The sequence below is a fragment of the Paenibacillus sp. FSL H8-0283 genome, assembly GCF_045040675.1.
Lineage (GTDB): Bacteria > Bacillota > Bacilli > Paenibacillales > Paenibacillaceae > Paenibacillus > Paenibacillus amylolyticus.
This window is the reverse complement of sequence record NZ_CP150295.1, coordinates 1,151,533-1,167,528: the sequence shown is the minus strand read 5'-3', so window position 1 is coordinate 1,167,528 and position 15,996 is coordinate 1,151,533. Positions and strand designations below refer to the sequence as shown.

Below are 15,996 nucleotides of genomic sequence, written 5' to 3'. Positions count from 1 at the left end.
GCCCTCTAACGCTCCTTATAATCGATTCAGGCTGAACCTGCTGCCTGTGATTCTTGTTCTACATTTTGCATATGACATGGTATTGGTTCAAAATCATGGTGAGGTCCGAATTAAATGATGGTATCCGTTATCTGTTATCCGTTATCCGTCATATATTGTCATCTATACGTTGTTATAAGCTATATTTATTTATATTCAAGTTGCTCCTGACACAGGTATTCCAGGTATAACCGAACCACATCACGAGTTGTTCCACCATGGGGAAAGACGTGGTGTGTCAGATCTGGCAAGGCGTTCACTTCCAGGATGCCTCCCAGATCTCTGGAGATCGGGGTGCGGATATCATGACAACGAACATCGACTCCTGCTACATCGATCTGAAGAGTCTTTGCCGCCTGAATAATCATCCGGGCATTTTCGGGATGAATGATTTCGGTACAATCCTTGTAGAATTCACTGATTTTTCCGGCGGCAGAATTGCGGAGATTGTATAACTCGATTTCTTTTCCCGCGGCAGGAACTTCATCCAGTGTTGTCCCTTGTGCATGTAATACCTCCAGCAGTCGTTCCGTTTCTGCATTAACCTCGGGAAATGCTTCATACTCCCCAATGTGCGTCATCTCGATTCGTTCCTGATTCAACTGCTCGATCAATGCCCCAACAGTTGAAGTTCCGTCTCCCTCGACATAGACAGGTCGATACTGGTTCACAGCCGCCACTTCACCGTTAATGATCAGCACTCTGTAATCAATCCCGGTCACATATTGCTGTAACATAATGCTGCTGCCGTGGACACTCGCAAGCTGAATGGCTGTCTCCAGTTCTTCTTCAGTACGCACATCCAGCGTCACGCCCATGCTACTGCTCGCATCCAGTGGTTTCACTACAATAGAGCCGTATCTATTCAGAAAAGCTACTGCTTCGCTTCCCATCTCCGGGATCACGATAAATGACGGTACAGGCATTCCCTGTTCATGCAATAACATATTACATGCCTGCTTGTTCTTGGCGAGCAGTCCAGCGATTAACGGCAGACGATGAGATCTGGTTTTGTTAATGATGATCTCTTGGTCCCCTACAGACAGCTTCAGGAAATCTTCGCATCCCTCAAGAAGTGGCTCACAGGTGATGCCCATTTCTCTCGCTTTGCTTATAATGAGTCGGTTTTGCAGATTATGAATCCCTTTCGGAAACACTGAAAATCCTCCTCGATCGAATGAAGGTACTCGCTCCTATATAAGTTGAATAGAGTTTTCACACGAAATCACTGCGCGGTCAGAACCATCTTCCGATCGCTGTTATCCCCAGATTTTTTTGAACCCCTTTACAAAGGGGAAATCCGGTGATAAAGGCGCACGCTACGCTTCTTCAGATCTGTTCTGCCCCCTCCGTTAACGTGTGAAATTTGAATTAAACTTATATAGCTCATACTTCATCAATTTTTTTGTAATCACATATTGATAATGATTATCAATATCATATAAAATCTATTTTATGGCAATTCGAGTTATATTGTCAATAATAAACTTTTAAGGGAAAATAAGATTGAATTCAGTGTAGGTTTAAGTCGATGCAGGTATGCTTTTATCGAATAATAGGCACAACAAACCGGGCAAGCCTGGGACATGGTTTTACCAATGGCTTGCCTAATTTGTCATCTGATTGATCATACAATGGAGTTGATGTGGAGTTTTGAATAACTATTAATCGAATCAAAACGGACTTTTTGATCCTCAAGCCAGTTGTGTATAACGCTGTTCTCCATTCAGCTTCCTTCCTCTTCCATGTGGGATGCAGGTTGGTGTGCCAAACAGTGGATCAACCGCAATCTCACACTCCATCTGGAAAACCTTACGGACCATGTCCTGTGTAACAATATCTTCCGGTTTGCCTTCTGCGTAAATGGACTTATTGTGAACAGCCACAATGTGATGCGCATAACGACATGCCAGATTCAGATCATGAAGTACCATAACAATCGTGCGTCCTTCCCGTTCGTTCAACTCAAACAACAGATCGAGGATATCAATCTGATGTGTCATATCCAGATAGGTTGTAGGTTCATCCAATAGCAGCGTTTCGGTACCCTGCGCAAGTGTCATCGCAATCCAGGCACGCTGACGCTGTCCACCGGACAATGCATCCACAGGTCGATCCGCGAGTTCTGTCAGATGTGTGGATTCCAGTGCCAGCTTAACCATACGCTCATCCTCACGAGACCATTGCTTCAGCCATGTTTGATGTGGATAACGTCCTTGCTTAACCAGTTGGTTCACCGTCAATCCTTCTGGAGCGGTCGGACCCTGCGGCAAGATGGACATGCGCCTTGAAATCTCCTTGGTCGGCAGCTTTGCAATCTCTTCGCCATCCAGCAACACCGAACCGGAGCTGGATTTCAGCAACCGGGCCATCGTACGCAGCAGCGTAGATTTGCCACAGCCGTTGCTGCCAATGAGGACGGTAATCTGTCCCTTGGGAATGGTCAGGTTCAAATTTTCAATAATGGGATCTGCTCCATAGGAGATCGTAAGCTCCTTGGCTTCCAGAATACTCACAGCTCTCTCCTCCTCAAAACTGATTTCGATTCTTGAACAACAAATACAGGAAAAATGGTGCGCCTACGCCTGCGGTGAATACCCCTGCGGGAACATCCAGCGGTAGAAAGGCAGTGCGGGCAATCAGATCTGCCGCAAATACAAGCAGAGCACCAACCAGTCCAGACACAATCAGCATACTGCCAAACATCCGTCCAACCAGCTTTCGGGCAATATGTGGAGCGATCAGGCCTACAAAACCAATGGTTCCGGCAACCGCAACGGCGATTCCCGCCAGCAGTACACTGCATAACAACAACGCTGAACGATGCCGCTGTACAGTTACACCCAGCCCTGTGGCCAGATCATCCCCGAACTCCTGTGCATTCAGGCTGCGAGCGAACCAAATCGCCAGCGGTATAACAATTACGATAACCGGTAAAATCGTTCGGACATCGGTCCACGATGCTCCGTATACACTTCCTGTCAGCCAGATATAGGCTTGACCTGCCGTGTAGAATGGACTCAGAATCAGCATAAAGGTCGTTCCAGCTCCGGTAATGGCTGACACTCCAATCCCGATCAGCACCAGACGGATCGGACTGACTCCCTTTTTCCAGGCAAGCACGTAGATGATCAAAGCCGTCACAACTGCGCCAGCGATGGCGAACAATGGCAACAACTTGATACTTACCGCTCCACCTAACAGCGTAACAAAACCTACAGCTGCAACGGCCGCGCCGCCGGTGATGCCGATGACATCCGGTGAGGCCAGCGGATTACGGATAATGCCTTGCAGAAGTGCGCCTGACATACCGAGGGCTGCTCCTACGAGCAGAGATAATAACACCCGTGGCAGTCTTAAGGTCAGCACGACGAAGTCATGCTCTCCTGCATTCAGACAAAATATCGTTCTGAGCACATCCAGCGGAGAAATAAAGTCACTGCCTACACTGGTACCGACCACTCCTGCCATCAGGAACAAGAGGATACATACACCGATGACAACCAGTGATTTTCGTTCCATTTGCACTGAGACAGTGTCTTTTTTGTTGCGAAAAGTCAACACCTTCCTCATATCTTCGTCACCCCCTTGCGGGCAATATACACGAAGAAGGGTCCGCCAATCAGTGCAGTCATGACACCGAGTGGAACTTCCTGCGGCATGATCACCAACCTTGCCACCACATCCGCGGACAGCAGCAGAATCGCTCCCCCTACAATAGAGTAAGGAACGAGCCAGCGGTAATCATTTCCCACCAGTGCGCGCATGATATGCGGGACAACCAGTCCGACAAGACCGATCGAACCGGCTACGGCAACCGAACCACCCGCCAGCAATACCGTAACAATTCCCATGAGCACCTTGACTAGAAGTACATTCTGTCCCATGCCTTTGGCGATATCGTCACCCGTCAACAGCAGATTGATGGCTCTGCCCATGAACAAAGAGACAATAGCTGCGGCTGTCATGTACGGCAGAACAGGATATAACATATCCAATGTCCGACCACTTACTGAACCGGCAAGCCAGAACAGTACATCCTGCAATCCGGTTCCATCCAGCACCAGAATGGCCTGTGTGAACGAGGCAAATAACGCGGAGATTGCCGTCCCCGCCAGTACAATCTTGATCGGTGTCAGGCCATCACGACCCATGGAACCTAGCCCATATACAATTGCCGCGGCTACAGCAGCCCCTGCAAAACCAAACCACATCATGGTGGTGAGCGAAGATACGGACAATACAACAATGGCAATAACAATAAAAAAGATCGCACCAGAATTAATTCCGAACACACTCGGTGATGCCAGTGGGTTACGTGTCAATGCCTGCATCAGCCCACCCGCCACGGCCAAACTTCCTCCTACAACAGCAGCAATAACTGTACGTGGCAACCGTTCCGTCAGCAGAACCACATGTTCCACAGAACTCTCGTCATAGAATTGCAGTGCTTCCCATGCCATCTGAAACGTGATATGCGTACGTCCCAGAATCATACTGGCTAGGCAAGCAAGTAGAAGTAATATGAATAAACCAACCAGTCCATAGATCTTGGCGCTTACCTTTGTAAAAAGGGGAAACATACTCTCACTCTTTCATCTGTAAAATGATAAAAGACCTGCCAGCCCATACACTTCGTTAACGAATGTTCTGGTGCATGGCAGGTCCTGCTCCTGTTAGTTAGTTCAGGTTGAACTGCTTATATAGATCGTCCAGCATCATGTTGGCCGATGTGTATCCACCTGCCATGTTCCAGGCCACTTCATCGACCTGAACCAGTTGGTTGTTCTTGACTGCATCAAGGTTTTTCCACAGTGGACTGCTGGTCCAATCATCATAATTTTTCTGAATGGCATCTGTTTCTGTGCCTGAATTGAAGTTGAAGATCATGTCTGCATTCATATCTGGAATGTTTTCTTTGGAAGTCAATTCAACTCCCCATGTGTCTGCGTCATGTCCGGCAGGTCTGGTGAACCCAAGTTCATTCAGAATCTTACCTGCATATCCCATGTAGAAAATACGAACTTGATCGGCTCTAAAGTTCGTGATGGTTGCTTCAATTGGCAGACGATCCCCCATTTTCTCTTTGAAATCAGCTACACGGCCATCCCAATCAGACAACAATTTATCCGATTGCTCAACCCTATTCATCGCTTCCCCAACAGTTTTCACCGTTTCTTTCCAGTCAAAAAGCGTCTCCGTCACTACCGTTGGTGCGATCTGCGACAGTTGCTCATAGATCTCTTCATGTCTGATCTTCGTAGCAATAATCAAGTCGGGTTTCAACTTGTTGATCTCTTCCAGATTGGGTTGCGATTCCTGTCCTACTTGTGGAACTCCGTCCAGATCTGCTCTCAGATATTCATAGACTGGCTGCTGAACCCAGGATTCCACCACGCCTGTCGGTTTCACGCCAAGTGCAACAACGACATCATTCGCACCCTGGAACAGTGTCACGATCTTTTGCGGGGTTCCCTTGATTGTGGTTTCGCCCATGGCATGTTTGATCACTCGGGTCTGATCTTCAGTCGTACTGACAGTTGTATCACTTTCATTATTGCTCTCATTGCTGCTTGCAGCTTGGCTGGACGTATTCGTTGTCTCGGCACTTCCACCCGAAGCACAACCAGCAAGTAATGAAATCATCAGAATAAGTGCTGCATAAATGTATAGCTTTTTCTTTACTTTATACATGAAATCCGTCTCCCCTTTTTTATCTAAATGATATTGAATCTCATTATCAATTGTATTGTAATGGAGATGAAATCATTATACAAGCATTTTATTTGGAAAAACTTCTCACTCCCTGTCGAACTCTGAAACTTCATAAAACAACATTAAATAAAGATAAATTAACTAAACCAATACAATATATATCGATACAATACGCCTCCACACAAACCATATATGTAATTTTTTTCTTACCTACGAAATATACAAATCTCTCTTTTTACTTTTAATTTCATCTAATACATGTCCTTTTTGCTAGTGACTCATTATTCATTCATATGCGTTTGACTGATGAATTTACTGTAAAACAATTCCTGTAATTTCTTGTTGTACTATGTTAGATTATCCATTGGAATAAAATCACATCTATAGATAGGGGATATTAACACGTGAAGAAATCATGGGTACTATCAATCATTATGAGTTTTGTCTTGCTCGGCGGGGTGTTCGCACCTGTAGGGTCCTATGCCGCTGCTGCGGATGACTCAACCACTACATATTCGGAAGACGAATACTATGAAGAAATTGACACGTCAGAACAAGAACCGATCCCTACAGTCGAAGAAGAAGATTTCCTGGGCTACCTTGATCAGTTGGATATGGCATCGGTATATGAGGAGAGAGCCTTCAATGCTTTGGGAGGTGGATTTTACATCACATCATCCAATCGCAAGTCCGTTTTCCTGAAACTGACCAATACAGCGATTCCTAACTACACCAAATATGTATCCAAGCTGAAGATGATCAAACCGCAAAATGCGGAATTGCAAAAAATCCATGCCAACTTGATCAAAGGTAGCTATACACAGCTGGAAGGATTCCAACTCGCTAAAAAATCTGTCTCCAAAACAACGGTAAACAGCGCTGTCCTGAAACAAGCCAATGCCAAAATTGCTACCGGCAAGAAAAATATCGAGAAATTTCACAAAGAATTCTCTGCATACGCCAATAAACTTGGATTTGATTTATAAAAAACAGTAATTGCAGATATGCGTCCTACATTTCGAATAAAACAATTTGAAATTTAAGGAAAAAAAGTGTTTTCTTTTGCTGCGTTAGTTCGTATAATAGCACTATAATCAAAAGGCTATGCTGCCGAAAGGTACAACCTCGTGAACAATAGAGGTTGTGCCTTTTTTGCGTTTAATGGCCACTTTTATCTGAATTTCATCATCTGACGAGGAGTGATTTACATGATTCTTGAAGCCGTTTACCATCGCCCCAAACTCAATTGGTCCTATGCTTATGACCGCTCGACCATGCACCTCCGACTTCGGTCCAAACGTGGGGACCTGGATGCGGTGATTGCGATTACCGGAGACAAATATGCTTGGGATCGGACGATCACACACACCCCTATGCATATCTTTGCCCGGGATGAAATGTTCGATTATTGGGAAGCTGAGACTTCACCTCCCTATCGCCGATTACGGTATGGTTTCCAACTGATTCAAGGAGAGGAATCGGTCTGGATGACGGAGCGCGGATTCGAGCAGGCGCTGCCTGATCATCCGCTCGAATTCTTTGATTTTCCATTTATGAATCCAGTCGACATTTTTGAACCGCCTGCCTGGGTTAAGGACGCTGTGTTTTATCAGATTTTCCCTGAACGTTATGCCAATGGTGATCCATCCCTCAGTCCCAAAAATGCTGAACCCTGGGGAGGAGAACCTACACCGGTGAACTTCTTCGGCGGCGATCTCCAAGGTGTGCTGGATCATCTAGATCATATAAGTCAGCTCGGCATCAATGCCATTTATTTCTGTCCGTTGTTTGAGGCCACTACGAATCACAAATACAATACAGGCGATTACATGAAGGTTGATCCTCACTTTGGTACCAATGAACAGTTCAAAGCGTTCGTGGACGCCTGTCATCAGCGCGGCATACGCGTTGTTCTGGATGCGGTATTCAATCATTCCGGCAGAGAGTTCCCTCCTTTTGTAGATGTCATGAAGAACGGTCCCTCTTCCCCCTACGCAGATTGGTTCTATATCAAGGACTGGCCGCCGCGTGTGGAGGATGGCATACCGACTTATGACACCTTTGCCTTTGAACCGCTCATGCCGAAACTGAACACGGAACACCCTGAAGTGAAGGCATACCTATTAGAGGTAGGACGTTTCTGGATTGAGGAGATGGACATTGACGGATGGCGGCTCGATGTGGCGAATGAGGTGGATCATCAGTTCTGGCGCGAATTCCGTCAGACGGTAAAAGCCATTAAACCTGACGCCTATCTGCTCGGTGAGATCTGGCATGATTCGCTCATGTGGCTTCAGGGAGACCAGTTCGATGCCGTGATGAATTATCCGTTTACCAATTCGGTATTGGACTATACGGTGCATGGCAAGCTCGATGGACTTGGATTCGCAAATGAGATCGGTAAACTGCTTGCAGCCTATTCACAGCCTGTAACGGAAGCCGCCTTCAATCTGCTCGGAAGTCATGATACCCCCAGACTGCTGACCTTATGTGATGGAGACGAGCGCAAGATGAAACTTGCCGTTACGTTACTGCTTACGTATCCAGGTGTGCCATGTATCTATTATGGAGACGAAGTGGGACTTGATGGAGGATATGATCCGGGTTGCCGCAAGTGTATGGAGTGGGATGAGACCAAGCAGAATCGCGAGCTTCTGGAATTCTTCACCCGTACGATTTCCCTTCGCAAACAGCACCCTGCCCTGCGCAGCACGGAACTGAAGATTGTATATGCAAAAGCCGGAGACCCTTGTCTTGCCATCGAACGATTGGATTCGCATACGGGAGAGCGTATGCTTCTTGTTCTTAATGCGGGTGATGAACCATGCACCCTTGAACTCCCCTTGGGAGATCGTAACATCTGGCGAAATCTGTTCACATCAAACACCGTGGAAGCTCGGCAAAATAAACTGACCCTCGATCTGGAAGCATACGGATTCTCCCTGATGCAACTTGAGGTTAAACAACCAGCTGAGGCCTGAGATAAATACAGCTAACAAGGGAAAATAACTTCAAAGGGCTGTCCTCCAGGTGATATGCTCCCCATAAAGTAGACAGGTAAAATAATAAAATCCTGTTACTGTATGGGTAGCATATCAGACCAAGGACAGCCTCTTCTGTATCTTATACGTCATATCCTAACGAACCCAGCACACCTTATTCGCTTCATTATACGCGGGTTAAATGCCTAACGAATCAGAGAGACCTTATTTCGTCCAATACGTCGATTTTCGAGACCAGAGTCCGTATTTTTGAAGCAATAACGTTACTGAGATTCGTTAGGTTTTACTTTTCTTGTTTATCCCCTCAATACGATGTTTGAGGTTCGTTAGCGATACCGATTCAAGCAAGGTGAAACTCTTCGAGGCAGCGACCTATTTCCCAGCCGAGGCGAAGGGTGTCGAAGTCATTGGTTTTCGTATTTTCTTCATTCTTGAACTTACGAGCGCTCCCTGTGTAATTACGATTTTCTGCGGAATCTTGTATGAAGGCAGCTTGTCCTGACAATATTCCCAGATGGATCGCCGCAGATCGGTGAGAGTACATTCTGTAGCCAGCCGGATAGTCACCTTCACCCTCTGACCCGTGATACCACTCTGTTCTCCCGAAACTACGGCCGCTTCAATACATTCCATCTCTTCCAGAACACCCTCGACCTCGGCAGGATACACTTTCCGTCCCCCTACGTTAATGATCTCGGAACGACGTCCCAGAATACGAATGTAACCCTGCTCCAGCACAACTTCATCCCCAGTACGTAGCCACCCGTCCTCTGTAAAAGGTGAAGGTGCATTCAAATATCCGATCATCGCAGTTTCGGTATGGATCTGTAATTCTCCTTCCACCACCCGGTACTTGACCCCTTCATCTTGAATGGAAAACAGCAGCGAGCCTGGCTCTTTGGAGCGGGTTGGCAGAATGCCAAGTTCAGACATGCCATAGGCTTGTATCGTCCTTAGTTGTGGAAATCTCCGGTTCCAGGCTGCCAGTACGGATTCAGGCATCACTTCCGATCCGTATGACACAACTTCGAGACTCGACAGATCATACCCCTCATCATTTCTACCCAGCAGCAACAGATTCATAAATGTTGGAGAGACCGGAAGAGCCTGCACACGAAACTTCTCAATCGTTCGGCACACTTCTTCGGGAGATCGATCTGCAATGATACAGAGACAGCCCCCACTGGACAGGGATTGCAGCATTGTATTCACACCGCCGATATGATCAAACATCATAAAAGGAATCGTTCGCAAAGGCCGAACCTGCCGCCGAAAACCATGTAACAGCCGATCTGCACGATGCACAGTCGCTTTACTCACTCCGGTTGATCCGGATGAAAAGAGTACAAGTCCGCCTACGCCTTCTTGTGCCAGCGAGGATAACAACACAGGAACCTCTCCAGATAATTCACACGTTTGCCGAATGCACAACTTGCCTTCTTCAACGCCCAAACGCCACTTCACCTGTGCCAGCTGGATATATTCCTCTCGTTTGGCTTCAACCAGGTTCCGATCCATGGGGAGCACGATACACCCTTGTCCGAGCAAAGCAACCAATGCTGCCGCTGCATAGGGAGAATAATCTTCCTCCAGCGTTACAAGTTGCCCAGTCAGCTTTTCTGCTGTAATCCACTTACTCATGATGCCAACCTGTTCCAGCAGCCACCGATAGCTGTACTCCTGATCTTTCCAGATCAGCGCAGGTTGCTGTCCCTGTTCCGCGAATCGTTCAAGCAAGAATTGGTTCAACATCTTGCATCCTCCTTACCGTCAGGCGCCCATTGCTGTGCGAGATAATCAACAAGTGAATCCACGGTCTGATATGGGCTTTCAGGCATGGAAGCAGCAGCCATCTCCGCCAGTGCGGCTCCCATCCCCGTTCCCCATCGATCTTCGATTCCCTGCTCTACCACTGCAAGCAATGACACGAGTTCCAGCGAATCCAGTTGCCCACTTCGTCCGTACAGTGGAGCGTTACCACCCTCACCAAGTGGAATCGTTGTATTATGGTACGCGTTTAACTCCCGGCAACTATCCAATACGATACGGAGCAAATCCTCCCTGTGTTCTTGTCCAATCATTAACACGGCCTGACGTGGGAAGCAATCTGCCTGAGGTATGGACTGTCGAAGTGACTCATACCATTGCCATTCATCGGTGACCAACATTTTAATTACACTTGTTAGCTGTACTTTCCACTGCTCACGCTGCTTTATCCGACTGACCTGAAGCATATTATAGGCCTTCTCCCAACGTACAATGATCTCGCTGAATTCTCTCGCATATTGATCAAATGGAGAACCGAGCCATAAGACAGACTCCTGAAGAAGATCTCGAAGAAAATATCGACTCCATCGCATATCAAACAGCAGACCCGATATTAACATTTCATTGGCCTGATCCCCTTCATTCGCCCCACGCAGTGCATCTAAGAGTCGCAGAGACACCACATGTCCAAAATGAAAATTCCGCTCTCCTTGCGTAATCGTCCGGCCTGTCAGAAATTCTTCAATCTGCGTTGTTAACGCCTGGATCAACATGTCTCGGTAACCGTCAGAGTCCAGCTTCACAGTCGCCCGAATGTCCATGGTTCCATACGTTCGGAGTTCTTCTTTGCGTTTGGCCTGCGCAAGCTCAGGTATGCTTTGGTTACCTTTCCAGAAGTCATGAAAGGCCCTTTGAGTAACCTTTCCCTTATACTTGGAGGGCACGGGATCGTAGACGTGAACATGCTCATCTTCCAAACCATATACAGCAATCCAATGGTCTACCAGATGTAGTCGGGAGCCCTGCTTCACATGTTTGCGAATGTACTCGGGATTCTGATAATCCTCACAGTAAGGCAGGTGATAACTGGTTCCTGTAGCCAAAAAAAGCCCACCTTCGCCAATATACTGCCGGATCTGCGTCTTGCCTTCCTCGAAGCTTTCCAGCTGTCGCTGACCATACATCTCCCAGATTGGCTCTACATAATCCAGTTTGTGAAAATAAGGCTTCACCAGTCCGTTATCCCCGCACGAAGGAAGGCTGTACAACCGACTTGCCGCCAGCAGTGCAAGACTTGTGATGGATCCTTGTCGATGGAGCACTTCATGAATCAGAGGAAAATTGCAGGGATAATAATAAGGAATGTCCAGCACTGGAGCGAATGAAGGAATGATCATTTTGGGCCTCCTGTTCCCGTTTTGGCTGACGTACTGCCCCAGGATTGGATTAGGTAATGCACAGACATATCATCTGTCGCTCGAAATACCCGATTGGCAATAGGTTTGCCATCCACATCGGTCTCGAAACGGCGGAAACCACGTGTAAACCGGAAGGAGAACCCACTATCACGCGGGACTCGGTAACTACCTTCATATCGACCTTTACCAGAACGGACAAACTTCATACCCATCCCACCATATATCGTTTCCTCCGAGTCTTCGTCGGGAGCTACCTCTGCACGAATGCAGACCTCTACGTGAGTTGACAATTCAGGAACGACGGTATAGATGCGTGTAGCAGACAGTTCCCCCACAGTCAGCGTGATGGATGCACTTCCAATACCGACAGGAACCAACTCTCCACTCGCATGAACCTGAAGCACATTCGGGTCACTCGAAGTATAATTCCCATGCAGCAGACTCTGAACCAACCCACTCTCGTAGTGCATTTGTGCATTGATACACACGGTCATTCCACCCTGTAGTCCGATGACATCCCTTCCAAGCAGTTCGAGCGAGGAGGGCTTACCCACGTGGCCGAACATGTACAGTAACGGGAGGTGAACGCGTGCTCCCCAGTCACCTTCCTGATGGCAGGCACCCTGCTGTTCCAGAAATGCCAATTCCTCACACGATCCTACTCCGCGTTCAAGTAATTGATGAGCTACCCTTCTGACCTGAGAAGGCAGAAACAATCCTTCCATATCTCCAATATCCATCCACATTCGAACGTCGGGTACCTCTTCTGGCAAGCGATACATGTTTTCTTCCAACAGTCCGCTCTCCGATGTTTCGTCCAGCTGCACATCTACATAGAATGGCGACATCATGATCAGTTTTCCAAAAACATCCGGATTTCGCATCCCCATGTGCAATGTACAAAGCGCCGCGGCAGATGAACCCAACAGCCCGGTATTCTGCTTGTCCGGCAGCGTCCGATAACGATGATCAATGATTGGCTTGAGCTCATGAATGATGAAATGCTCATAGGCGATGCCTGAACACCCCACACTCACGGCCTCTCTCTCCGGAGCGACGAAGTGATAGAATTCGTTGTGCGTGACTGGACGGACATGCGTAATGCCCACAATAATCAGTGATTCAATCTGCCCGGAGGAAATAAGACCGTCTGCTGTCTGGTCCATATTCCATGTTTCATTGCCTGGCCCGGATGGACCAAAAGCCCGCTGCCCCGCATGAACGTACAGAACCGGATAATGCCGAGCTGCCTGCTCATGGTAACCGGGCGGGAGGTACACATAAATGTTGCGGATATTGCCCAGCCGCGATGCCTGAATGCCTTCCAAACATTCGATGACAGAATGGGTACTCAACGATCATCAACCGCCTCTCTTCTCCCAATTCGACTGCATAATACAAATAACCCCGCCTCAGAAGAGACGGGGTTGTCCTAGAAAACACGTAAGTGTCCCGGGATACATAGCCCTTATATTGTGAATCTGCGAATAGTTTAAATCCCCGGACGTGCTTTTGTAAACATAAAAATAGAAAATAAATGCTCCCAAAAAAGTTATTGACATAAGATCCAATATTTCTTACGATAACGTTGTGATCATAACTCGAGGGCCATGCTTTTAAACCTGAGCGGTTTAGGACAACCCCGGTAACTCCCGAAGGAGATGCCGGGGTTGTTGGCGTGTCAAAAGGAGGGAAGTCTTCAATCCACTGCGTAACACTTCGCTGTATTGAAAGCGCTATTATTCAAGAGCCAGGTTGATTGTTTATCTAAACTACTACATTCACGAGAAGGGTGGATTACTATGTTTCAAATGGCCAAACGTGTACTCCTCAGCACAACACTGACACTCAGTTTACTTGCAGGGGGCGCACTTCCCTATCTGCCTGCTTCAGCGATCTATGCCGATGCGGATACCGCGGTTACCAACAAGCAGAACTTTAGTACAGACGTCATCTATCAGATCTTTACGGACCGCTTCCTGGACGGAAATCCTTCCAACAATCCTATCGGAGCTGCCTACGATGCCACTTGTAGTAACCTGAAGTTGTATTGCGGAGGCGACTGGCAGGGTTTGATCAACAAAATCAACGATAACTATTTTAGCGATCTGGGCGTTACGGCATTGTGGATCTCCCAACCGGTCGAAAATATCTTCGCCACGATCAACTACGGCGGCGTGATCAACACGGCGTATCATGGTTACTGGGCACGTGATTTCAAGAAGACCAATCCTTATTTCGGAACGATGGCTGACTTTCAAAATCTGATTACAACCGCTCATGCCAAAGGTATCAAGATCGTCATTGACTTTGCACCGAACCATACGTCTCCTGCCATGGAAACCGATACATCCTTTGCTGAGAATGGCAAGTTGTACGATAACGGTAATCTTGTTGGCGGATACACAAATGATACAAATGGATATTTCCATCACAACGGCGGCTCCGATTTTTCCTCCCTGGAGAATGGTATCTACAAAAACCTCTATGACCTCGCTGACCTGAATCACAATAACAGTACCATTGATCAATATTTCAAAGATGCAATCAAGCTATGGCTCGATATGGGCGTGGATGGCATTCGTGTTGATGCGGTGAAACATATGCCTCTCGGCTGGCAAAAGAGCTGGATGTCTTCCATCTATGCACATAAACCTGTATTCACCTTTGGTGAATGGTTCCTGGGATCCGCTACATCGGATGCGGATAACACGGAATTTGCCAATGAATCCGGGATGAGCCTGCTCGATTTTCGCTTTAATTCTGCCGTGCGTGACGTCTTCCGGGATAACACATCCAACATGTATGCTCTGGATTCGATGATTACAGGCACAGCGGCAGATTACAATCAGGTGAATGACCAGGTCACGTTCATCGACAACCATGATATGGATCGGTTCAAAACAAGTGCCGTGAACAACCGTCGTCTGGAACAGGCGTTGGCCTTTACGCTGACTTCACGCGGCGTACCTGCCATCTATTATGGTACCGAGCAGTATCTGACTGGAAACGGAGACCCTGATAATCGAGCCAAAATGCCTTCCTTCTCCAAAACAACCACTGCTTTCAACGTGATCAGCAAACTGGCCCCTCTGCGCAAATCCAATCCAGCAATCGCCTATGGCTCCACTCAGCAACGCTGGATCAATAATGATGTGTACGTTTATGAACGCAAATTTGGCAAAAGTGTAGCTGTTGTTGCGGTGAACCGTAATCTCTCCACACCAGCAAGCATTGCGAATCTAAGCACTTCACTGCCAACAGGCAACTACACCGATGTATTGGGCGGTGCACTGAACGGTAATAACATCACTTCTACCAATGGCAACGTCTCTTCCTTCACACTGGCAGCCGGAGCAACAGCGGTATGGCAGTATACAACGAGCGAAACTACACCAACGATCGGGCATGTAGGTCCGGTGATGGGCAAACCGGGTAATGTCGTTACCATTAGTGGACGTGGATTTGGCTCCAACAAAGGTACCGTATACTTCGGTACAACAGCCGTTACCGGTGCTGCGATCACATCGTGGGAAGATACACAGATCAAAGTGACAATCCCAGCTGTTGCCGCAGGCAATTATGCTGTGAAAGTAGCTGCGAACGGCGTTAACAGCAATGCGTATAACAACTTTACCATCCTTACGGGTGATCAGGTCACTGTACGATTTGTCATTAACAATGCGTCCACCACACTGGGTCAGAACATCTATCTGACAGGTAACGTGGCAGAACTGGGCAACTGGAGTACGGGCACAACAGCTATTGGTCCTGCTTTCAATCAGGTCATCCACGCCTACCCAACTTGGTACTATGATGTGAGCGTGCCCGCTGGAAAACAACTGGAGTTCAAATTCTTCAAGAAAAATGGAGCGACCATCACGTGGGAAGGTGGTTCCAACCACACGTTCACCACACCAACCAGCGGTACAGCCACAGTCAATGTAAACTGGCAATAAGATAATCCGTCTATAAGCTAACCCGGAGTTACGCTAACGAGCGTATGCTCCGGGTTTTGCTGTACCTAGCGAGGTTGCTTAGATTGCTACTATCCT

General features: G+C 47.5%; 11 protein-coding genes. 3 read left to right on the top strand and 8 right to left on the bottom strand.

All coding sequences use genetic code 11. From position 1 onward, the window contains the following. Positions 1 to 185 precede the first annotated feature (185 nt). The 5 genes from MHI52_RS05230 to MHI52_RS05210 form a co-directional block, all read right to left on the bottom strand. Positions 186 to 1,196 (bottom strand): hypothetical protein, encoded by a 1,011-nt coding sequence (locus MHI52_RS05230; RefSeq protein WP_339285669.1) that lies wholly within the window; start codon positions 1,194 to 1,196, stop codon positions 186 to 188. A 537-nt stretch (positions 1,197 to 1,733) separates the two neighbouring features. Further along, positions 1,734 to 2,555 carry an ABC transporter ATP-binding protein gene (locus tag MHI52_RS05225; RefSeq protein ID WP_100526515.1) on the bottom strand — a complete coding sequence of 274 codons (822 nt, stop codon included), beginning with the start codon at positions 2,553 to 2,555 and terminating at the stop codon, positions 1,734 to 1,736. Positions 2,556 to 2,568: 13 nt separating this feature from the next. Next, a complete protein-coding gene (locus MHI52_RS05220; protein WP_339285667.1) occupies positions 2,569 to 3,612 on the bottom strand; it encodes an iron ABC transporter permease in 1,044 nt (347 codons plus the stop codon). Next, positions 3,609 to 4,622 carry an iron ABC transporter permease gene (locus MHI52_RS05215; protein ID WP_339285665.1) on the bottom strand — a complete coding sequence of 338 codons (1,014 nt, stop codon included), beginning with the start codon at positions 4,620 to 4,622 and terminating at the stop codon, positions 3,609 to 3,611. Before MHI52_RS05215 ends, MHI52_RS05220 begins: the two co-directional genes overlap by 4 nt. 97 nt (positions 4,623 to 4,719) lie before the next feature. Then, the gene (locus MHI52_RS05210) at positions 4,720 to 5,733 is read right to left on the bottom strand and encodes an iron-siderophore ABC transporter substrate-binding protein (protein WP_338707855.1); all 1,014 of its coding nucleotides are present in this window, start codon (positions 5,731 to 5,733) and stop codon (positions 4,720 to 4,722) included. A gap of 425 nt (positions 5,734 to 6,158) precedes the next feature. On the opposite strand from MHI52_RS05210, the gene MHI52_RS05205 reads away from it, so the two are divergent. Both MHI52_RS05205 and MHI52_RS05200 read left to right on the top strand, forming a co-directional pair. Beyond that, the gene (locus MHI52_RS05205; protein ID WP_047841757.1) at positions 6,159 to 6,740 is read left to right on the top strand and encodes a hypothetical protein; all 582 of its coding nucleotides are present in this window, start codon (positions 6,159 to 6,161) and stop codon (positions 6,738 to 6,740) included. Positions 6,741 to 6,962: 222 nt separating this feature from the next. Beyond that, positions 6,963 to 8,735, top strand: a complete 1,773-nt coding sequence (locus MHI52_RS05200; protein WP_339285663.1) for an alpha-glycosidase — start codon at positions 6,963 to 6,965, stop codon at positions 8,733 to 8,735. A 393-nt stretch (positions 8,736 to 9,128) separates the two neighbouring features. Here MHI52_RS05200 and MHI52_RS05195 read toward each other — a convergent pair whose 3' ends face one another. From MHI52_RS05195 to MHI52_RS05185, 3 genes are read right to left on the bottom strand one after another with little or no spacing between them, the layout of a single operon-like run. Then, the gene (locus MHI52_RS05195) at positions 9,129 to 10,508 is read right to left on the bottom strand and encodes an ANL family adenylate-forming protein (RefSeq protein WP_405158609.1); all 1,380 of its coding nucleotides are present in this window, start codon (positions 10,506 to 10,508) and stop codon (positions 9,129 to 9,131) included. Then, entirely contained in the window at positions 10,502 to 11,920 is a 1,419-nt protein-coding gene (locus MHI52_RS05190) for a hypothetical protein (protein ID WP_339189625.1), read from the bottom strand. Before MHI52_RS05190 ends, MHI52_RS05195 begins: the two co-directional genes overlap by 7 nt. Further along, on the bottom strand, positions 11,917 to 13,296 hold the full coding sequence (locus MHI52_RS05185) for an alpha/beta hydrolase-fold protein (RefSeq protein WP_405158608.1): 1,380 nt from the start codon (positions 13,294 to 13,296) through the stop codon (positions 11,917 to 11,919). Before MHI52_RS05185 ends, MHI52_RS05190 begins: the two co-directional genes overlap by 4 nt. A gap of 447 nt (positions 13,297 to 13,743) precedes the next feature. On the opposite strand from MHI52_RS05185, the gene MHI52_RS05180 reads away from it, so the two are divergent. After that, positions 13,744 to 15,900: an alpha-amylase family glycosyl hydrolase gene (locus tag MHI52_RS05180; protein ID WP_405158607.1), complete on the top strand. Its 2,157-nt coding sequence runs from the start codon at positions 13,744 to 13,746 to the stop codon at positions 15,898 to 15,900. Positions 15,901 to 15,996 lie beyond the last annotated feature (96 nt).

Bases quoted from the DNA above. Each gene is read 5' to 3' on its own strand.
- MHI52_RS05190 (WP_339189625.1), bottom strand. From the start codon at position 11,920: ATGATCATTCCTTCATTCGCTCCAGTGCTGGACATTCCTTATTATTAT.
- MHI52_RS05210 (WP_338707855.1), bottom strand. From the start codon at position 5,733: ATGTATAAAGTAAAGAAAAAGCTATACATTTATGCAGCACTTATTCTG.
- MHI52_RS05220 (WP_339285667.1), bottom strand. From the start codon at position 3,612: ATGAGGAAGGTGTTGACTTTTCGCAACAAAAAAGACACTGTCTCAGTG.
- MHI52_RS05195 (WP_405158609.1), bottom strand. From the start codon at position 10,508: ATGTTGAACCAATTCTTGCTTGAACGATTCGCGGAACAGGGACAGCAA.
- MHI52_RS05180 (WP_405158607.1), top strand. From the start codon at position 13,744: ATGTTTCAAATGGCCAAACGTGTACTCCTCAGCACAACACTGACACTC.
- MHI52_RS05200 (WP_339285663.1), top strand. From the start codon at position 6,963: ATGATTCTTGAAGCCGTTTACCATCGCCCCAAACTCAATTGGTCCTAT.
- MHI52_RS05215 (WP_339285665.1), bottom strand. From the start codon at position 4,622: ATGTTTCCCCTTTTTACAAAGGTAAGCGCCAAGATCTATGGACTGGTT.